The sequence below is a fragment of the Streptomyces sp. NPDC030862 genome (assembly GCF_055571835.1).
The window spans coordinates 20,537-39,011 of record NZ_JBVIEN010000001.1 but is presented as its reverse complement, the minus strand read 5'-3'; the positions used below and the strand labels follow the sequence as shown (position 1 = coordinate 39,011).

Genomic DNA, 18,475 nt, shown 5'->3' with positions numbered 1-18,475 from the left:
GCCGGCAGCCGGCCAGCGGCCCTCGTCGGGCCCGCCGTGTGCTGGAGCAGCACGCCTCACCGCGGCCATCGACTGCGACGTGTCCTGCACGACCTCGACACCGACCTCGCCCACGCCGGCCGCCCCCCTCACCGGTTTCACCAACGCCTCCCTCCCCCGGCTCACCCGCCACCGGAAACACCGCTACGAGCCCAACTCACGCCCCGCCCTCTCCACCCGCACATCCCCTTGCCCCTCCTGCGCGGCCGCATCGGCGCCCAAGTCCTCAGCAGCAGGCGTCTGGCCCCGTCGCCGTGCCTCACCCGGTTGACGCACCGCACGACTGACCACGTGAGCCGGGCACGCGGTCCAAACTGATCCCCATCAACGGCGCAGGTAACGGATGGTCGCGGTGCCAGCCCGCGCCGTTACGCCGCCACCGCGCCGTTGTGCGCGCTCGCTCGCGGGCCCGTCCGCCGCGGCATGGACACCGTCCGTCGCGGCTCCGCGCCCGCTGCGCCGTCAAGGTCCGCCCGCCGCCGATACGGCCGCTGGCCGGGGTCGCAGTACGGCCCGGCCGCTGCGTGCCGCTGTCCGCTGGGCCCGGTCGCCGTACCCCGGCACGCGCCGCCGCGCGGCCGGGGTCCCTCAAGACGGTGAGTGCGGCTCGCGGCAGATCAGCGCCGCAGGGTGAGGACGCCCGGCCGCCACGGCAGCTGGTCGTAGGGCCCGCCCGCCTGCGGGGACTTGCCCTGGTAGAGGAACCGCAGGTTGCAGGGGTCGATGGTCATGGTCTGGTCGGGGTTGTCACGGACCAGGTCACCGTGACTGATGTCGTTGGTCCAGGTGGCACCGCTGTTGGCCTTGCCCGCGAAGGGGTTGCTCTCGCTGGCGGCCTGCGGGGTCCACGAGCCGCTCAGGCTGGAGGCCGTGAAGGAGCGGAAGTAGCGCCCGTTCGCGCCCATCGCCTCGACGATCATCAGGTACTGGTTCTGGCCTTTGACCTTGTAGACCTGTACGCCCTCGAACAGGTTGGCCTTCGTGTCACTCATGATCGTCGTGTACGAGGAGCCGAAGTTGCCCGGGAAGTTCCCGATCGGCATGCTCGCCCGGTAGATCTTGCCGTTGTCCCCGGCGAAGAAGAGGTACATGTTCTGGCCGTCGGCGATCAGGGTCTGGTCGATCGGGCCGGTGTCGGAGCCGGAGATGCTCCCGGTGAACAGCGGCTGCGGAGCGGACCAGCCGTTGGGGTTGGTGGGGTCGCTCGACGTGCGGTAGATGAACGGCCACGCGCCCCACTGGTACGCCAGCACCCAGATGTTCTTGGGTGCGAAGTAGAACAGCGTGGGCGCCACGGCGGCCTGGCTCATCCCGGTCTGGCCGGCCGACGCCATGTCCGACCAGTTCGTGAAGGGGCTGAACATCATCGAGCCGTACGACGAGCCCGACACGTTCGATGCGTAGACCAGGTGCTTGCCGTTGTGCGTCACGGTGGTGAAGTCCTTCACCGCGGCCCACCCGTTCGCCGGCTGCGCCAGCACACCCGTCGACGTCCACCGGTACGTCGACGGAAGAGGACACGCGCCGTCCGTCGGCGGGGTTGCGGGCAGGCCGGTCCACTTCTGGTTGCTGCCACCGTTGCACGTCCCGATCTGCACCGCCGTGCCGTTGGCCGTACCGGCGCCCGTGGTCTCCAGGCAGAGTCCGGACTGCACGCCGATGACCGTGCCGTCGGAGTTCACCCGCCACTGCTGGTTCGCGCCGCCGGAACAGGCCCATATCTGCACCCGGGTACCAGACGCGGTGGCGTGGCCCGGGACGTCGAGGCACTTGTCGCCGTACACGGTCAGCTGGTGGGTGTCCGTCGCCGTCCACTGCTGATTGGCCCCGCCCCAGCAGTCGTGGATCTGCAGGTACGTGCCGTTGGTCTGGCTGGCGCCCGGCACATCGAGACACCGGTTCGAACCCACACCGCGCAAGGTGCCACTGGCGGCGGCCGCCTGAGCCGGGGTGGCGACGAGCATGGCCGCCACCGCCGCCAGGGCCGCGAACACGGCAGCGAGCACCGCGGTGGGATGCCTGCGGCTGAAACGTCCTCTGTACATGGTGACTTTCCCATCCTTGGGTGAGCGGTTCCGGCCGGCCTCGTCGGAGGCTGTCCGGACTGTCGGTGGAGTGCGGGTGCGCGGCGATCGGCGAGCACCACGGCAGTGCGACCTGCCCGAAGACCGGTCGGCGCCCGGCGCCTTCGGGCCGCCTTGGCGCCCCGGGGCGGAGGTGTGAACGGTGTCGGCGCGGTTCAGGGCGTGGACAGCTCGAACCGCGTGACGCGGACCGAACTGCCAAGCGCGCGGGTGGCATGGTTGAAGAGGGCGAACCGGTAGCCCATGAAGAACCGCCAGTCGTTGCCCATCGAGAAGTCGGGGCCGAGCCGGGTGTACGTCACGCCGTCGGTCCTGTAGGAGAAGGCGCCCGGACGTGCCGCGCCGGGGCGTATGTCCGCGCTCGCGCGCAGTCATACGCGGCTGCCCGAGACGGGCGCGCTCGCGAGTTCGTAACCGTTGCCGGTGGTGTTCCAGTTGCTGCCCATGGCCAGCCCGCCGACCCTCACCACCCGAGTGGCGCCGCCCTCGCGCTTGAGGCCGATCCACGCGGAGGAGTCACGCAGCAGCGCGAGTCCGGCCCGGTCGCCGTCCCGCATCGCGGAGTGGTCGAGCTGGACCGTGGCGGTGGAGGTGGGTCCCTGGATGCGGTGCGTGAGGGTGTTACGGGCCCAGTACAGGTCGTTGGTGACCGTGGCGGTGCGCCGGGTCAGACCGTTGTCGACCGACCACTTGGTGTCGTCCGGGTTGTGGTTCCACTCCGATCTCGGTTTGAGGGTCCTGCCGTCGAAGGTGTCGACGCCGGTCGTGGGGGTGATCTGACGGGGCGGCGGCGGCACCACCGGGCTGGGGTAGGAGGCACCCCACGAGCCGTTCACCAGTTGGCCGACCGGCCACCCGTCCCAGGTCCACGTGACCGGTGCCAGCGCCGGCACCCGGCCGCCGGGGTAGGCGTCGACGAATGCCAGGTAGTACCAGGCACCGTTCCGCGTCTGCACAAGACCACTCTGGTGCGGGACGCCTTCGCCGGGTATCGGCCCGCGCAGGTCGAGGAGCACCTGCCGCATCGTGTACGGACCGAAGGGGCCGCCCGACGATTTAAGGATGTACTGCCCGTTCGCAGGGCGGGTGAGGTAGATGTAGCACTGCCCGTTGATCTTGTAGAAGCGCGCTCCCTCAAGGGTGCCGACGCTCGACGGGGTCGTGAACACCTGCTGGGTGCGGACCTGGGCGCGGCCGTCGGGGGAGAGCTGGGCCACACTGATCGCGGTGTTGCCGTACGCCACGTACAGGGTGTCGTCGCTGTCGACGAGCAGCCCCGCGTCGTCATAGGGCGTACTGATGGTCGTCAGCCGGTTCCACGGTCCCTCGGCGGCCGTCGCGGTGTAGATGTACGTCCGGGCGAAGTCGATTTGGCCCAGCCAGTAGAACGTCCTGTTGCTCGGCCGGTAGGCCAGCGTCGACGCCCAGATCCCTCTGACATAGCCGCGGCACCCGTTCAGGTCGTTCTTGGCACCGAAGTTCAGGACCGGCACCGAATGGCCGGCGATCTCCCAGTGCACCAGGTCGTACGAGCGCAGGACGGGCGCGCCCGGCGAGTAGTGCATGGTCGAGGCCGAGGCGTAGTAGGTGTCTCCGACGCGGATGACGTCGATGTCCGCGAAGTCCTGCCAGATCACCGGATTCACGTACTCCCCGGCGGCGAGGCCGGTGACGGCCGCCAGCGCATGACGACGAGAGAATACTTGACGAGGGCATGACATTCGCTGACGGACTCCTCGGGCTCGGGGTGCGGAGGATGTGTCTCGGGGATGCCCTACTGCGTGGCGGAACAGCTCCCGTGCGTGCGAGATATCGAACATGGTTCGATTTACCGGTCCATCTGAATGGTAGGGAACCGGGGAACGACGTCAACCCCTCTCGCATGTATCGCTGCATACGCCGAAACATTTCGAAAGGCTCGCCCCGAAAAGGCGCACGTCATGCCATCAAGCGACTGCACCATGGCAGGCCAGAACGGCGCGATTTGGCGGATGGCGACGACGCCGGACGGCCGACTCTTTCGCGTTCGGACACGTCGTTTCCCGAAAATGTCGGTAGTTTCGACCGCATCCTGACATGCGGCACGTCGATTCAGCCGACCCGGCTGCGATCTCTCGGGTAGGTGGTGGTCGACGCCGCGCAGGCCGGATCCGCTCGGCGAGTTGGGCTTGAACGTCGTAGCAGGCCAAGGCACCGGCGGGCGGGTCTTTCTGCGCGAGCAGAAGCATCTGGCGCAGGTCCCGGTCCTGATGCCGGGCGCGCAGGTGGTGCACACGTCCGCTGTGCGGTCGGTGCTGCGGACGGTCGCGCACGCGGCCACGATGGGGGCGGTGGTGTGTCTGTACGGCGACGCCGGTCAGGGCAAGACCGTCGCGCTGCAGTACGCCCTGTCCCAGCTGCCGCGCCCGCCCCGGGTCCGGGTCCACGTCGGTGTGCATCCGACGGTGCCCGTACTCCGCCGGGTGCTCACGGCCGCCCAGGAGCTGGGCAGGCGTCTGCCGCGCGGGACGGGGCAGGCCGACCTGATGCTGGTGAACGCGCTACGACACCCTCGTGTGCTGGTACTGGACGAGGCACAGCGCCTTCCAGGGCCGGCGCTGGCGTTTCTGCGCGGGCTGTGGGACCACCCGGACACCGGAAGCGGCACCTGTGCTCGCGGATGCGGGCAGCGAACGGGCGCTGCGCCGCGTGCCCGCATTGGCCCCCGCAGCGGCTCGGCGCGCTGACCACCGCTCAAGCCGGGCATGAACTGGCCGCCGTAGAGCACACCGACGCCTCGAAGCTGGCGCTGCCGGACGTCATCCCGCCCCCCGCGCCCCCGGCCGACTGGCGCGCCCCGGCGTCCCTGGCTGCGCTGACCACGCCAGGCCCAACGCCAGGCCGGCCCGCCCCGGACCCGTCCGACCATGATGGCGCTGCCGCCCCTGACGGTCCCGGCGGGCGGGCCGCATCTCTCAGCACCGACGAAGACAGAGACGCCTCGTGACCGCGGCCACCTACCAGTACGTCGACCTCCCGGACGCCTCCGTGGTCACCACCCGCGCCCCGCTCACCGCCCGGGAGAACATCACCGACACCGTCGCCGCCTGCGCCATGATGTGCATCCACGGCGGCGCCGGCTTCGGCACGACCCTCGCCGTCAACACCTGCCTGCACGAACTCGGACCGCGCGAAGACGTCCGCAAGATCACCTTCCGGGCCCGGCCCACCACTCGCGCGGTGCGCTAGGAACTGTTCAACGTAGCCCGGCTGACCGTCCTGCGTGCCCACGGCCGCCGTTGGCCTGCGGTGGCGCCCGCTGTGCCGGCGCAGCGCTCGCCTTCCGCGGGGCTGAAGGGCACCGGCTTGCGGCACGCGGCAGGATTGCGGTCACCGGACTAGGACCTGCGGTCCAGGGCGATCGGCCGATGGTCGCGCGAGTGCCTGATATCTAGGGTGTTGAGCAGGAATTGGAGCTCAGGAAGAGGTCACGATGCCCGTCAACGGTCATAGTCACATCCGCATCGCCCGGCCTTCCCGGGACCTGGCGGTGGCCGAGCGGTTCTGGGTGCGGGGGCTGGGACTCGGTGTGGTGTGGCGGGCCGAGGGCGGGCCGGAGCCTGGTGGGCACGACCTGCTGATGGTGGGCTGGCCGGACGCCGACTGGCATGTGGAGCTGGTCCACGAGCCCGCCCGGCCCGTCGAGCCTCGGCCCACCGAGGAGGACCTGCTAGTGATCTACGTCGACGGCCCGGTGCCCGATGACCTGGTCACCCGTCTGGAGGAGCACGGCGGCAAGCGGGTGCCGTCGCCGAACCCGTACTGGAACCGGTGGGGCGTCACGATCGAGGACCCGGACGGCTACCGGCTCGTGCTCTGCGAGCGGGGCTGGTCGAACACGTAGCGGCGCTTGCCGGGCGCGCTGTCCCTCGCTCGTGCTGTGACCGCATAGGTTCGCCTGGTCGTTCAGGCCGCGGTGGCGAGGGGGCGGCCTTCTCAGCGAATGCCTTTCTCGTTTCGGATGCGGGCGTGTTCTTGGCGTTCGGCGGCCAGGACGTCGCGGTGCCGGGCCACCGGGGTTCTGCCCGCGTCGGGGCCCCGGGCCGGCCGTGCTGGGGGCCGTGCGGTGCCTTGTCACGTGTCTGCTGTGCTTCGTCGTCTGTCCGCCACCGTTGCGCGCCGCGTCGGGTTCGCGTGCCGTTCACGTCCGCCGTACGGGCGCCGCCTCTGTTCCCCGCCGTACGGCCTCCGCACGCTCGCCGAGCCGCTCCCGTCGGCGCGGATCTCGACGAGGTCGCGTGCACTCCTCAGAGAGCACACGGCGCGTGAGCGACGCGCCCAGGGCGAGGGCGACACCGAGCTGATGCGGCTCTGCTGCTTTCAGCTGTTCAACAGCGGCGACCTCGACGACGTGCTCCTGGTCTGGAGTGCGAAGCAAGCCAGCTTCGACGCAGCGTGCTCGATCGACATCGAATTCCTGCTTGGGCACGGGCTCGACGCGACGAAGGCCTACCTCTTGGGCAACCGTGCACCTGCTGCTGCTGCTGCTGCTGCTGCTGCGGGGCTGGATCGACTGCGCGAGCTCGAGGCGGACGGTGAATTCGACGAGGGCTTCTCAGTGGAGGAGCGCTCCGCCTCCTACGACCGGTACTACGGCGGCTGACGAATCTGCAGCGCCGGTCAGTCGTCCGTGATGAGGCCGGTGCCCGCAAGGCAGTTGTCGACGAAATCCGGGCAGTACCGGATCTGCTTGAGTCTGCGCTTCAAGGCCCTGGCGATCTGGCCCAGGTCGGCTGTGGTGAGGTTGCCGAGGTCGCGTTTGACCAGCGGCCAGATGGCCTCCCGCGGGTTCAGATCCGCGCCTAGGTGGGGAGCTGGAACCCGGTGAGCCAGGCGGCATACCCCCGCGCATGCGGGGACGACCACTACGCGGAAAAGCCCGAACTTGCGTTGTAGGACTCCCCCTGCGGGCGCGGGGACGACATCAGCAGCACCGCGTCCATCACGAGCGCGTCCGGACTACTCCCGCAGACGCGGGGAACGACGGCCTCAGCGCCGCCAACAGAATTGTCGCGTTCGGACTACCCCTGCGGGCGCGAGGACGACGACGCGCTCCTCCTCCCACTGTGAGAGCCAGGCGGACTACCCCTGCGGCGTGCGGAAACGACTGGACCGTCCCCAGCCAGCTGTTGCGCAGCTCGGGACTACCCCCGCGCGTGCAGGGACGACGCTTTTTGACCTGCACTGATGCCAGCGGTGCAGCCACTTTTCATTCGGCAGCATCGGCTGCAGCGGCAAGCCGGCGGCATGTACCTGGTGGTGCGGATCCACTGTACGGAGGAAGCCACACCAGTGGACTGGCACAACGCTGCCCAACGCCACCTGCTCAACCGTTTCCTCGGCCAGCTCCACCACTGTCTCCAAACCCGGCAGCCGTTCGACGAACAGCGCGCCTTCGCGCCACTCCTTCCAGCGCCTGCATGACCCGCAAACCCGCCTCTGGGCAACGAGAACAACGGCGTTGTGCATGCCCCACCCTGTCGAAGCGCGCACTCAACTGGGCGGTGTGACCGGGGCCCGCAAGCCGAGCCACTGATCGGCGTCCCAGGCCCGGAACCGTTCCGCTTCGGTGAACCCCAGCTTTGCCGCAAGGCGCATCGAGCGGGCGTTGGCGGTCTGAGTGGCGAGCACCACTGGCTCACCCGGAAGGACGTCTTCGAGCCAGTCCAGAGCCGCCGCGCACGCTTCGGCGGCATACCCGAATCCCCACGCCTGCGGCAGGAACAGGTAGCCGAGATCAACTTTCCCCACGGCAGAAGGGCAAACGTGCTCCGTTACTCTCCTGAGCAGGATCTGGCCGATCATCACCCCGTGGAGATCGACGACGAAACTCCCGGACCGCCGCCCGGGCACCTCGGGCATCTCGCCCTCAAGCTCGTCACGCGGCCGGGGGCCGCCGAGGTAGGTGTGCACCTCCGGCGAGGCGTGCAGCTCGATGAACGCCGCACGGTCCCTGACCTCGGGCTCACGCAGTACGAGCCTCTCGGTCTTGATCGGTGCAGGCGGCCACGCAACGGGTCCGAGATCGTTCATGTCGGCCAGCCAATCAGCGGCCTCGGTAGCGATCAAGACTCGCGGTCCCTCTTGACTTCTTATCCCCCTGACATGTCCTGACACGGGCCGATTCGGCTGGTGATCAGGTCGCGGTCAAGGGGGTGTGTGATAGAGGAGCCCGCCCGGCCGCGGGCGCGCGCCCGGTGGCGGGCCGCCAAGGCGGTGGTGACGGTCGCCAGATGGTCTTCCCCGAGGGTCGTCAGTACGCCCCGAACGACCAGAAGACGCCCACCTCGTCGTCGGTCACCGCGATCAGGCCCAGGTCCTCGAAGAGATAAAGGCCGTTGAGGTACTCGGAGGTGAGGAAGCTATGGGATTCAGTGCCCTGGAGGCCCGCTGCGAGGAAATCCGGGGCCGGGTCAGAGGCTGCGGCCGTCGCGTTGGTCCAGTAGCGCGCGGTGGGCCCGTACCGGTCGAGCAGGGTTCGGGCGTCTGCCAGCACGGCGTCCTGGTCCGGGCGGGAGCGGACGGGGGCAGGTTCCGACTGCCATTCCTCGGCCATGATGGCGAGCGCGGCGACCGCCGCCTCCGCCTCCAGGGGGTACAGGCGGCCGGGGAGCTTTGATGCGTCCGGGGGGTCGAAGGGGTATGCAGGCACCGTGTGGCGGGCGTCGTTGGTGCGGTCCCAGTCCAGTCGGACCCAGCCTCGGGGGTCAGGGACCGACCGGTGCAGCACGGCGCGCACGTCGTGCGCCCAGTCCTCGTGCCGCCGAGGGCCGGTGGCCGCGAAGGTGTACACGTCGTCGAGCAGTCGCAGCGCCGCCGCGTTCCAGGGACAGCGGCGGGAGCGGAACTCTGCCACCAGCCCGCCGACCTGGCGGACAAAGGCGTCCTTCGGCTCGCGGGGGATGCGCCGGAGCTGGTCGAGGGCCCAGCGGACGAGCTCGCTGCCTTCCTCAGCTGCATGAAGGACCGGAGCCTGCGGGAGCGGGAGGTCCGTTCCGTCCCAGAGCGCCTCCAGGTGCGCATCGAGCAGGTCCAGGGCGGTCCGATCGTCAGACAGGGGCATTCCGCCACTCTAGGCCGTCTCTTTCGGACCATGCTGCCCCGGGTGATCGGCAAGATGCTCGCTGCGGCGAACGATCCGGAGGAGTGGCGACACCGTTCCTCAGTTGGCCCGAGGAAAGGCACGGGCGCTGTCGAAACTCGTGAACATTCCGTGCCGGCCTCGGGAGCCTCATACCTCCCGAACCAGTGTCGAAGCGCTGTCCGTTCTCATGGACGAAGCCAGACGGGCCGACGGTCGGGCCGTCTTGCCATCGTCCGGCGCCTTCGTGGGGCTGCCGCTCCGTACTTGCGGCGCGCCGCCCCGGCCGTGCCGCTGTGCCCGCGGCGCCGCCGTCGCCGTGCCGCCGTGAAGCTACGCTTCCCGGTCACCGTCTCCGTGTCGGCTGTACGCCGCCGGCTGGCTGCGTAGGTGACAGCGGAGAGTACTTGTCGGTGGATCTCGAGAACGACGACGAGGCAGATGCGTTCGCGAGACGTAAGAGCGGTCGCGTGGTTCGTGCCGGCTGTGCGGCAGGTCTGTGTGGCTGGTTGTCAGAGCAGGCCGATGGGTGCTGCCCTCAGTGGTTGGCCGTTGAGTTCCTCGCAGTTCTCTTCGTCCCACCAAAGCTCACCTCGGGTGGTGAGGAAGGGGTGCAGTCCGCGCACGTCACCACCTTCGTGAAGCACATGGGCGACTGCGTGGAGAAGGCTCGCAAGATCAGGCCAGGAATCGGTGAAGTCGCCGCCGCTGCTGTGGCCTGCCCAGCCGATGCGGCCCGCGTTCGGGCCAGGACGTTGGTCGATCACCTGCGCCCCGCCATCAGCGCTCTCGGCCCAGGGAACCCAGAGAGGGTGCCACCACGGCTCGTCGTCCCAGGGGCGACGGGTCAGGCCGTCGTTCTCCGCCGCGGCATCCATGCAGGTCTGCCAGTGGTCCATGATGCCGCTCACCGCGAGCGGTGACTGCTCCGGCAGGAAGGTCGCCCAGGCGCTCACCCCGTTATGGCACCGCAGAGACTCAGCAAGGTCACCAGGCAGCGGGATGCCGAGCAGACGCTCGGCCCGCTCGATGTCCTTCCGTGTCGCAGGCGGGCTGAGCAGGGCGAAATCGGACGCCGCGTGGGTCGCCAGCCAGGCGTCGATCCGGCTCCAGGATTCCGACGGGGGCAAGATCTGCTGTGGCATGACGCCATCCTGCCCCACGCCTGTGACGAGACGGATCGAGGCCCTGCCCCGGTGACGCGAGGTCAGCCGACGACCTGCTGCTCGGCGCGTGCTCGGGTGCTGGCGAGTTGGTAGGAGTCGGTGCCGTTTCGATGTGATCGCCGCTCGGCCATCCACTGCTGCGTGCCGTCGCCGCCGCGCCTAGGCGATGCGCCGCGCTCGCCGACTGCCGGCTGCCGTACTGCGCCGTACGGCCGTGGCTGTGCCCGCCGCTGGGCCGCCACCGCGCTGCCGCTCCGTCGTACGGGGTCGTCGTGTGGTCGCCGCGCGGGCGGCGCCGCTGCGTGGCCGGGGGCGTTGTACGCCTGACGCCTGCTGTTGGCCTGGACCTGTTCGCCCGGCCGCGCCGTGCGGCCGGGCAGGTCAGCGCGGCCGCGCGTTCGGGCAATGCGGCGATCCGTCCCGTCGCCGGCCGGTCGCCGTGCGGTCGCCGCCTCTTCCTGGGCTGCTTGCCCGACCGGCCCGCCCGCCGCCGAGGGGACCCGTATGACCGTCAAGGCGGTCAGCAGCGGGGTGTTCCTCCTCCTTCTCCACTGGTGGCAGGCCCGGTAGACGGAGGCGGGCGGACCCGGTCAGGCCGCGGTGCTGGGCGTTGCGCGCGGCCGGGCTGCGGGATCCGGCCCGGACTCGCCGGGCTCCCACGGCGTATGGTCCGCGGGTCTGGCTGGAGTTGCCCAGCGCCGGCCAGACGGTGTGCCGGGTGGCGTCGCGCCGAAGTCACGCCGGTGTGGTCGCATCGTCGCCGCGCGGCCGTACAGCGCCTGCCGATTCGCACGGGGGCAGGATCGCCGTACGGCGGCTGCGTTCGGGCCGCTGCGCCAGTGCCGCTCCCCGTGCCGCCGCTCCGCTGTACGGCCGAGCGCCAGTCCCGTTCCGGCTTCGCCGTTGTTCACCGCCGCGGCGGGCTCCGGGGCGCGCTCAGCTTGTTCTTCAACCTCGCGCCGTGTCGGACGCGCGGCGGGGGCAAATTTCAGTGGTGTGTCTGGGGGAGACTGGTCAGACTCGCGGCATGACAGCGAAGATCAGCCGTATCAACCCCGATCAGTTGCATGAGACGCCTGGCTACCACCACATCACCGTGGTGGAGACCGGCCGAACGGCTTATCTGGCGGGGCAGTGTCCCCTCGACCAGGACGGCTCTCTCGTCGGCGCGGGAGCCCTTGACGTGCAAGTCGATCAGGTTGTCGTGAACGCACTCGCTGCCCTGGCGGCGGTGGATGCTCAGCCGCAGCACGTGGTGCGTTCGGTGATCTACGTGCGGAGCGATGACAGGGAGGACCTGGGCCTCGCCTGGCACCGGCTTACCGCTTCCCCCCTCGGTCCGGCCTTCACGTCGGCCAGCACGCTTTTGGGTGTTGCGCAGCTGGGCTTTGCAGGGCAGCTGGTCGAGGTGGACCTCACCGTCGCGCTGCCCGACTGAGCGGCCTCACGCCTGGAACAGTTTCTCGTACTGCTTCGCCCGCATGGTCATGTGCCGGACGCCGAGGCGGCCTCCGTCTGATCATGTGCTCCGACCAAGGTGCACGTGACACGTGACCAGGATGAAGGCCGTGAGGGTGAGTCTGCTGTCTGAAGCCGCTGTGGGCGAGGCGTTCGCGGAAGCGTCACGCTTTCGGGACGAGTTGTACGCGTTCGCCGCTTCCCATGGGTTTCGTGCTGCCAGGCCGGGGCCACTCCGCCGCCCGTTGTACGGTCCGCCGTCCGCGCTCGGCTGTGCTGCTGCCGCTCCGCGCTCCGCCGTACTGCGGCGCCGGGCTGCGCCGTCCGTGCTGTGGGCGCCTCCTTCCGCGACTCCGTCCGGCCGCCACCCGTGCCGGGTCCGGCCAGGCCGGCCGCCGCCCGGCTCTCCGCCGCGCCACCCCACATGCGCTCCGCCGTACCGTGCCCGTCGTACGGGTCGCCGCCCGTGCGCCTGCCGTTCGCCGGGTCGCCGTGGCCGGGCCGCTGCACGCCGCCGTCCGTCGTGCCGCGCGCGCTGTGCCGCTCCGCGCCGTACGGCCGCGGCTGCGCCCGCCGCTGGGCCGCCACCGCGCTGCCGCGCCGCCGTACGGGGTCGTCGTGTGGTCGCCGCGCGGGCTGCGCCGCTGCGTGGCTGGGGGCGCTGTACGCCTGACGCCTGCTGTTGACCTGGATCTGTTCGCGGCGCTGCGCCGTGCGTTCGGGCCGCTCAGTGCGGCCGCGCGTTCGGGCCGTGTGCCGTCCGAGCGGCTCGATCGCCGATCCGTCGCGTCGCCGTACGGTCGCCGCGCGCCCGGGTCCAGGCCCTCACCCGCCTCGGGGTCGACATCCACGTCGGCGTCTCCGACACCTGGGCGACCTCGGCGACCGCTTCCGCGCGCGTCGGCCGCTCGGGCGTCCTCTGTCTGCCCGACAACCGGGCCGTCACTGCGTTCCTCGCCCCGCTGCCGGTCGATGCCCTCTACGGCATCGGCCCGGCCCAGGCCGCCGCCCTGATGCGGTACGGCCTGCACACCGTCGGCGCGCTCGCGGCGATGGACGAGACCGTGGTGTGCCGGATCCTCGGCGGGAAGGCCGGCCGCGTACTGCGCGACCGTGCGAGAGGCATCGGCCCGAGGACCGTGACCGCGGCCCGCATGCCGGAGTCCACCAGCGCCGCGCACGCCTTCGACACCGACACCCTCGACCCCGTCCGCGTCCGCGCCGCGCTCCGACCTGGTCGTCACCCTCGCCGAACGGATCCGCGGCCGCGACCAGACCGCCCGCCGCATCACTCTCGCCGTCCGGCTCGCCGGCGGCGCCACCGCCGAGCGCACCCTCACGCTCCCGGCGCCCTCGGCGCACACCGACGACCTGCGCACCGCGACGTTCCGGCTCCTGGACGCCATGGCGTTCCAGCGCGCCCGGATCCGCCGCCTCACCCTCACCGCCGAAGACCTCCGCCCCGCCGACGAGGGACCCGGCACCCAGCTCGCCCTCGACCCGGCCCGCGAGAACCGGCTGCGCCTGGAGCCGGTCCTGGACCGCATCAACGCCAAGTACGGCCACCGGCTCGCCGGACCCGCCGGCGCCCACCTCAAGGCCAGCTGACGAACCTCGATGAAGGACCTGACCGCCCTCGGAGCCGCCCAGTACGGTCGCGATCACCGCGCACACCAGCGCCGCAGCACCACCAGGAGGGGAACCATGGGACGAGACATCGGATGGGGAGTGCAGGACAGCGGCTGGGGCATCACCCCGCGGCGTGAGCCGGACTGGGTACTCGCTGGCAACCCGGACGCAGAGCACCCGGCGTGCGCTGGCCCGACCGACCGGGCGCCCCTGTGAGGGCGCCCGGTCGCGCAGAGACCCGCATGTCAGGAGGCGGTGCGCGAGGGACCGGCCACCTCATGGCGTGCCGCACCTAGAAGTTGATGTTGACCGTGATGCAGCCGATGCAGACCTCAGCCGCGGGGAGCGGGCCCGCCAGAGCGGCCTGAGTGGCGCCGGACGTGATCTGGATGCACATGACCAGTGCCACGATGAGCTTCTTCACGCTCGCCTCCATATGAACTTGTTGAGCACCTACCAGCCAGGCCCCGCCCTGTGATGGGGCTTCGGTTGGTGGTCTCAAGAGCGTACGTCCCGCCCGGAGGGCTGAAACCGCATTCGACGGGGCCCACGGCGCGCCAGCTGATGCGGCTGGGGCTGCGCACGGGCTGTCGGGCCGATCCCGGGTGCTCCTGCGGCTCGTCGCGGATGTAGATGATGGAGCCCGGAGAAGTCGACGATGTTCTCGTAGAGGTAGACGTCGCCGCTGCTACATCTAGTACTGCCCGGCCGAAGGCGCGGGCGCATCGCGATCTCTCGTCCCACAGCACGTGACGGCTACCTCACCCGCACCGGCGTCCTCGCCTCCTGGCCCGTCGAAGACTTCCTCGATCTGCTCGGCGCCTGCCGCCGCGACCTCGCCGAACTGCGCGGCGTCTTCCGGGCACTCCTCACCGGCTGCCACGGCCACGCCGACGCCCCCTACTTCACCACCCAGGAAGAGGTCGACCACGTCCGGCGGCTGCTGGAGCGCCTGGCCCCCGTCGCCGCTCCCGGCTGCTGCCCGCGCCTGGCCCGCCGGCTGCTGGCCGGCGGCAGGACTGGCCCGCGAAGCGCCCGCCGTCCGCTGGTGGCGTGTCGTGCCCGCTGGCCAGGATCTCCGGGGCGGCGGCTGCGTTCCCTGCTGCCTTCGCGCTGAAAGGTGCAGCGCGGTGGCCGGCGCGCGGTGTGGGCGGGGTGTGTTTCACAGCCGTTCCTTCGCCACGTCGTCTTCGTCCGGTCCGTGCCGGACGTGCGACTTGCGGCGGGCCTGGAGGCGTCGCAGGTGGTCCAGGCGGGAGATGACGGGTGTGGCGGTCACGCCGTGCAGGGTGACGGAGACCAGGACGGTGAAGGTGACCAGGGCCCACAGGTCTTCGGCCGGTACCCGGAAGCCCTCGGTTCCGAGCGCGTACGCGAGGTAGAACAGCGAGCCGATGCCGCGGATGCCGAAGAACGCGGTGACGGCGCGTTCGCGGGGGCCGGCCGCCGTGCCCAGCTGGGCCAGCCAGCCGGTGAGGGGGCGCACGGCGAGCAGCAGCAGAAGACAGACCACTGCCCCTTGCCAGGTCAGGGGCGCCAGCGCGCCCTGTGCGATGAACGCGCCGAGGAGGAAGAGCAGCGCGGCGGTGAGTAGTCGCTCGATCTGCTCGACGAAGTCGTGCAGCACTGTGTGGTAGCCGTGTGCGCGCTCGGCGGCGCGGATGCGGCAGGCGGTGACGAAGACCGCGAGAAACCCGTAGCCGTGGGCCAGCTCGGTGAGCCCGTACGCGAAGAAGGTGGCGCCCAGGGCGACGAAACCCTCCCGGTGCTCGGACAGGCGCACCGCCGATTGGGAGGTGCGGAAGAAGAGCCAGCCAAGAAGTTTGCCGACGGCGAGGCCGGCGAGCACGCCGACCACGCACCGGTAACCCACGTCGACGAGGAGCCAATGACCGATCCGGCCGCCCGGCACGCTGCTTCCCGCGCCGGCCAGGGCGATCGCCGCCATGACCACAGGGAAGGCGAGGCCATCGTTGAGGCCGGCTTCACTGGTGAGCGCGAAGCGCACCTCGTCCTCGTCGTGCTCGGATTCGGTGGGCGCACCGACTCGCACCTCGGAGGCGAGTACGGGGTCGGTGGGAGCGAGTACGGCGGCCAGCAGCAGTGCTGCGGCCACCGGCCAGCCCAGCAGCCACCACGCGAGCACGGCCGTCGCCGCGATCGTCAACGGCATGGTCACGCCCAGCAGTCGTCCGGAAGTACGCCACCTGCCGTGGCCGAAGGGACGGTTCAGGGCCAGGCCGGCGCCCATGAGCGAGACGATGACGCATACCTCCGTCAGGTGCTCGACCCACAGCCGGTCCCGGACCGGATCGATCTGAGGCAGAGGCACGGGCAGGAGCTGGAACGCCAACCCGCACAGCAGGAACACCAGCGGCATGGACACAGGGCGCCCGGCGACCAGGCGCGGAACCACCGCCGCCGTGAGCGCGCCGGCCCCGAACAGGGCGAAGAGGAAGTCAGCCGAGATCACCGCTGACGAATACCCCAGCGACAAGGAGCGGCACGCCGGTGCTGTTCTCTGAACACAGACCGCCCCGATCACGGAGCCGCCGTGCCGTCGCCGTCGCTGCCGCCGCCGCTGTGTGGGAGTCGAGTCGACGCCCGGCTTGGCGAGTACGACGTGTCGTGGTGCGGTCGTCGTCCCGCCGGGGTGCCGCTCATCATGTGGTCGGTCAGGCGCGGTGTCGGCCTGAGTTCTGTTCCGGCCGGCACCGGCTGGCCAGGTTGAGCTCTGAGTGGCCCTGCGCCTCGCCTGGACCGTTCGCGGGTCGGCGCCGCGCTTGCTGGGTTGCCGTGCCGCCCGTAGGGGGCTGCCGCTGCTGCGCCAGCCGTGCGGTCGCCGTCTCTGCTGGGCTGTTGCCCGACCCCGCCCGCCACCGAGCTGCCGCGCCGCTGTTGGCTCGCCGTCTGTCAGCCGCCGGCCCGCCGACTGCCGGCTGCGACGTCGAGGACCGCCCGCCGCTTCGCCACCCGTCGTGCGGACCTCCGCCGCGCGCTCGCGCGCCGGGGCCGCTCCACCGCCCGCCGTACGGCCGGGTCATCTCCGTACCGGCGCCGCGCCGGTGCCCGTCGTACGGCCGCCGCTCCGCCGCCTGCCGCTGTGCTGGAGCTGGGCCGCCGTTTCCGCCGGCCGCCGGCCGGCTTGTTTTTGCTCGGTTGGGGGTGGCTCGGCCGGCCCCGCTGCCTGCCGCTGTTCGGCGCCGCGCTTGCTGGGCTGCCGCGCTGCCCGTCGTATGGTCGCCATGCGGTGTCGCTCGCCGCTCGGCCGGAAGTGGGGGGGGGGGGGTGCTCCGCTGCGTTTGTCGTAGGGCTGCTGGCCGGGGTCCCTCCGGCTGGGCGGCTGCGTGTCGGCTGGGCGCCGCGCCCGCTGGGCCGCCTGCTGCGCTGTCGCAGCTCTGCCGGAGCCGGGCTGCCGCGCCGGGATGGTCGTATGCCGACGCCCGCTGTCCGCCGGGGCCGGTTGCTGTACGGTGCGTGGTCGGGCCGATCCGGCCTCCGCCGTCTCCATGCACCCGTGCCGCCCGCCCGCCGTCCGTCGGCGGCGAGGTCGACCAGGACTTGCTCACGGGGCCCGGCCTGGCCAGGCCGGCCGCTCCGTGCCGGGCCTCCGCTGCGCCGTACGCCCGTCGGCTTCCCAGGGGGTACGGGGTCGCGCTGCGCCGAGGCCGCCGCGTCATGTCCCGTTCCCACGCCGCTGCTCCGCCGTGCGTACGGGCCTGTCCTTGCCGTATGCCCGCCGCCTGCCGCTCCGCCGCCCGGTCGCTGCCGCGCTCTGCTGTACCGCGCTGCCGAAGTCGCCGTTCGCCGCTCTGTCGTCCAGTCGGGCCGCTGCGCGCGCCGCGCTGTCCTTGTGCCCACCCGCCCATGTTGCTGCCGAGCTGGGGCCAGGCCGCTTCGCGCTGCTGCCTCTGCGCTGTTCCGCTCCCGCCGCGCGCCCTGCGGTCGCCCGCCGCGCGCCCTGCGCCCGCCGTGTGCTGGACGGCTTGCGGTGGGCGACAGGGTGTTCAAGCAGATCGCCAGGGCCGGGCAGTAGATCACCCAGCGCGGGCTTGGTGTGTGGGCCTGTGTCTGCCGGGAGCCGGAGGGCTCCTGGCGTCGGTGTGTGCAGCTGGCTATCCCGTCCTGGGGCCGCTGTGCCCGTCGACGAGCTGTGGGGCAACAGGAACAACCCGCTGCTGTCCGGCCATGCACGCCGCGGACCTGGCCTGGTTCCTGGGCATGTACGCGGAGCGGGTGATGACACCGCGGGTGCGGGCGTGGAATGGGGAGTGAGCGACGATGGAGCCATGACCGAGATCCTCACGCCCCGTCTCCTCCTGCGCCGCTTCACCGACGACGACCTCGTCCCCATGGCCGAGATCAACGCAGACCCCGAAGTGATGCGCTGGGTCGGTGACGGGTCGATCCAGGATCTGGAGCAGACCGCCGCGTCCATCGAGCGGTGGGAGGAGGAGTGGGACGACGAGGGCTTCGGGCTCTTCGCCGTCGAGCTCCTCGGCTCCGGCGAGCTGATCGGTTTCGCCGGGCTCTCCGTGCCCGAGTTCCTGCCTGAGCTGCGGCATGAGGTGGAGATCGGCTGGCGGATCGGGCGCCCCTTCTGGGGGCAGGGGTACGCCTCCGAGGCCGCCCACGCGGTCCTGGAGTTCGCGCTTCAGGACCGCGGCCTCGACCGGGTGGTCGCCATTGCCCACGTCTCCAACACGGCCTCCGAGAACGTCATGCGTAAGCTCGGCATGGTCCCGGAGCGTGATACGACCGATCCGCAGTTCGGCCTTCCGCTTCGCGTGCACGCCATCGATCTCAGCGAGTACCAGGGGTGAGTCGGCGGCGGCCGTCAGGAACACCGGGTTCGTGAAGGCCACCAGCGCGCCCGCCGTTCGCGCCGGCCCGGGTCGAGCGGGACGCGTTCGCCGCTTCCGCTGCGCTTCGCCCCGTCCTAACGGTCGCCGCGTTCTGCTGTGGGTTCGGGCTGGTTG

Annotated in this window: 16 protein-coding genes and 3 pseudogenes; 9 read left to right on the top strand and 10 right to left on the bottom strand. The window is 70.9% G+C overall.

What is annotated here, in order from left to right; translation table 11 throughout:
• Window positions 1–656 precede the first annotated feature (656 nt).
• Together ACZ42X_RS00215 and ACZ42X_RS00210 are read right to left on the bottom strand one after the other, a co-directional pair.
• Complete coding sequence (locus ACZ42X_RS00215) at window positions 657–2,084, bottom strand: non-reducing end alpha-L-arabinofuranosidase family hydrolase (RefSeq protein ID WP_468282292.1); 1,428 nt, start codon at window positions 2,082–2,084, stop codon at window positions 657–659.
• Between the two features lie 194 nt (window positions 2,085–2,278).
• Window positions 2,279–3,844, bottom strand: a pseudogene (locus ACZ42X_RS00210) (glycoside hydrolase family 43 protein).
• A 447-nt stretch (window positions 3,845–4,291) separates the two neighbouring features.
• On the opposite strand from ACZ42X_RS00210, the gene ACZ42X_RS00205 reads away from it, so the two are divergent.
• From ACZ42X_RS00205 to ACZ42X_RS00195, 3 genes are all read left to right on the top strand, one after another.
• Entirely contained in the window at window positions 4,292–4,849 is a 558-nt protein-coding gene (locus tag ACZ42X_RS00205) for an AAA family ATPase (RefSeq protein ID WP_468282290.1), read from the top strand.
• Between the two features lie 256 nt (window positions 4,850–5,105).
• On the top strand, window positions 5,106–5,351 hold the full coding sequence (locus ACZ42X_RS00200; protein WP_468282287.1) for a hypothetical protein: 246 nt from the start codon (window positions 5,106–5,108) through the stop codon (window positions 5,349–5,351).
• Window positions 5,352–5,595: 244 nt separating this feature from the next.
• A complete protein-coding gene (locus ACZ42X_RS00195; RefSeq protein WP_468282284.1) occupies window positions 5,596–6,006 on the top strand; it encodes a VOC family protein in 411 nt (136 codons plus the stop codon).
• 92 nt (window positions 6,007–6,098) lie between these two features.
• On the opposite strand, the pseudogene ACZ42X_RS00190 reads toward ACZ42X_RS00195, so the two are convergent.
• Window positions 6,099–6,185, bottom strand: a pseudogene (locus ACZ42X_RS00190) (integrase); the annotation flags it as partial.
• A gap of 55 nt (window positions 6,186–6,240) precedes the next feature.
• Here ACZ42X_RS00190 and ACZ42X_RS00185 point away from each other — a divergent pair.
• Window positions 6,241–6,765, top strand: coding sequence for a hypothetical protein (locus ACZ42X_RS00185; protein ID WP_468282281.1), 525 nt, complete (start codon window positions 6,241–6,243; stop codon window positions 6,763–6,765).
• A gap of 692 nt (window positions 6,766–7,457) precedes the next feature.
• Window positions 7,458–7,586, top strand: a pseudogene (locus ACZ42X_RS00180) (IS110 family transposase); the annotation flags it as partial.
• A 69-nt stretch (window positions 7,587–7,655) separates the two neighbouring features.
• Here the strand turns inward: ACZ42X_RS00180 and ACZ42X_RS00175 are convergent.
• The 3 genes from ACZ42X_RS00175 to ACZ42X_RS00165 all read right to left on the bottom strand — a co-directional run bounded on the left by ACZ42X_RS00175 (window position 7,656) and on the right by ACZ42X_RS00165 (window position 10,388).
• The gene (locus ACZ42X_RS00175; protein WP_468284061.1) at window positions 7,656–8,195 is read right to left on the bottom strand and encodes a GNAT family N-acetyltransferase; all 540 of its coding nucleotides are present in this window, start codon (window positions 8,193–8,195) and stop codon (window positions 7,656–7,658) included.
• 220 nt (window positions 8,196–8,415) lie between these two features.
• The gene (locus ACZ42X_RS00170; protein WP_468282278.1) at window positions 8,416–9,225 is read right to left on the bottom strand and encodes a hypothetical protein; all 810 of its coding nucleotides are present in this window, start codon (window positions 9,223–9,225) and stop codon (window positions 8,416–8,418) included.
• Between the two features lie 530 nt (window positions 9,226–9,755).
• On the bottom strand, window positions 9,756–10,388 hold the full coding sequence (locus ACZ42X_RS00165) for an SMI1/KNR4 family protein (RefSeq protein WP_468282275.1): 633 nt from the start codon (window positions 10,386–10,388) through the stop codon (window positions 9,756–9,758).
• Between the two features lie 1,048 nt (window positions 10,389–11,436).
• Between ACZ42X_RS00165 and ACZ42X_RS00160 the strand changes: the two genes are divergently transcribed.
• Both ACZ42X_RS00160 and ACZ42X_RS00155 read left to right on the top strand, forming a co-directional pair.
• A complete protein-coding gene (locus tag ACZ42X_RS00160; protein WP_468282272.1) occupies window positions 11,437–11,847 on the top strand; it encodes a Rid family hydrolase in 411 nt (136 codons plus the stop codon).
• Window positions 11,848–12,198: 351 nt separating this feature from the next.
• Entirely contained in the window at window positions 12,199–12,540 is a 342-nt protein-coding gene (locus ACZ42X_RS00155) for a hypothetical protein (RefSeq protein ID WP_468282269.1), read from the top strand.
• Between the two features lie 306 nt (window positions 12,541–12,846).
• Here the strand turns inward: ACZ42X_RS00155 and ACZ42X_RS00150 are convergent, their stop codons facing one another.
• Window positions 12,847–13,065 (bottom strand): hypothetical protein, encoded by a 219-nt coding sequence (locus ACZ42X_RS00150; protein WP_468282266.1) that lies wholly within the window; start codon window positions 13,063–13,065, stop codon window positions 12,847–12,849.
• Between the two features lie 35 nt (window positions 13,066–13,100).
• On the opposite strand from ACZ42X_RS00150, the gene ACZ42X_RS00145 reads away from it, so the two are divergent.
• Window positions 13,101–13,475 (top strand): DinB/UmuC family translesion DNA polymerase, encoded by a 375-nt coding sequence (locus tag ACZ42X_RS00145; protein WP_468284059.1) that lies wholly within the window; start codon window positions 13,101–13,103, stop codon window positions 13,473–13,475.
• A 313-nt stretch (window positions 13,476–13,788) separates the two neighbouring features.
• Here ACZ42X_RS00145 and ACZ42X_RS00140 read toward each other — a convergent pair whose 3' ends face one another.
• The 3 genes from ACZ42X_RS00140 to ACZ42X_RS00130 all read right to left on the bottom strand — a co-directional run bounded on the left by ACZ42X_RS00140 (window position 13,789) and on the right by ACZ42X_RS00130 (window position 15,969).
• The gene (locus tag ACZ42X_RS00140) at window positions 13,789–13,920 is read right to left on the bottom strand and encodes a hypothetical protein (protein WP_468282263.1); all 132 of its coding nucleotides are present in this window, start codon (window positions 13,918–13,920) and stop codon (window positions 13,789–13,791) included.
• A 270-nt stretch (window positions 13,921–14,190) separates the two neighbouring features.
• A complete protein-coding gene (locus tag ACZ42X_RS00135) occupies window positions 14,191–14,427 on the bottom strand; it encodes a hypothetical protein (RefSeq protein WP_468282260.1) in 237 nt (78 codons plus the stop codon).
• 231 nt (window positions 14,428–14,658) lie between these two features.
• Window positions 14,659–15,969 (bottom strand): cation:proton antiporter, encoded by a 1,311-nt coding sequence (locus tag ACZ42X_RS00130; RefSeq protein WP_468282258.1) that lies wholly within the window; start codon window positions 15,967–15,969, stop codon window positions 14,659–14,661.
• A gap of 1,816 nt (window positions 15,970–17,785) precedes the next feature.
• Between ACZ42X_RS00130 and ACZ42X_RS00125 the strand changes: the two genes are divergently transcribed.
• Window positions 17,786–18,319 (top strand): GNAT family N-acetyltransferase, encoded by a 534-nt coding sequence (locus ACZ42X_RS00125; RefSeq protein ID WP_468282256.1) that lies wholly within the window; start codon window positions 17,786–17,788, stop codon window positions 18,317–18,319.
• Window positions 18,320–18,475 lie beyond the last annotated feature (156 nt).

Coding starts and splice junctions, on each gene's coding strand:
- ACZ42X_RS00215 (WP_468282292.1), bottom strand. CDS start 2,084: ATGTACAGAGGACGTTTCAGCCGCAGGCATCCCACCGCGGTGCTCGCT.
- ACZ42X_RS00195 (WP_468282284.1), top strand. CDS start 5,596: ATGCCCGTCAACGGTCATAGTCACATCCGCATCGCCCGGCCTTCCCGG.
- ACZ42X_RS00175 (WP_468284061.1), bottom strand. CDS start 8,195: ATGAACGATCTCGGACCCGTTGCGTGGCCGCCTGCACCGATCAAGACC.
- ACZ42X_RS00170 (WP_468282278.1), bottom strand. CDS start 9,225: ATGCCCCTGTCTGACGATCGGACCGCCCTGGACCTGCTCGATGCGCAC.
- ACZ42X_RS00165 (WP_468282275.1), bottom strand. CDS start 10,388: ATGCCACAGCAGATCTTGCCCCCGTCGGAATCCTGGAGCCGGATCGAC.
- ACZ42X_RS00160 (WP_468282272.1), top strand. CDS start 11,437: ATGACAGCGAAGATCAGCCGTATCAACCCCGATCAGTTGCATGAGACG.
- ACZ42X_RS00125 (WP_468282256.1), top strand. CDS start 17,786: ATGACCGAGATCCTCACGCCCCGTCTCCTCCTGCGCCGCTTCACCGAC.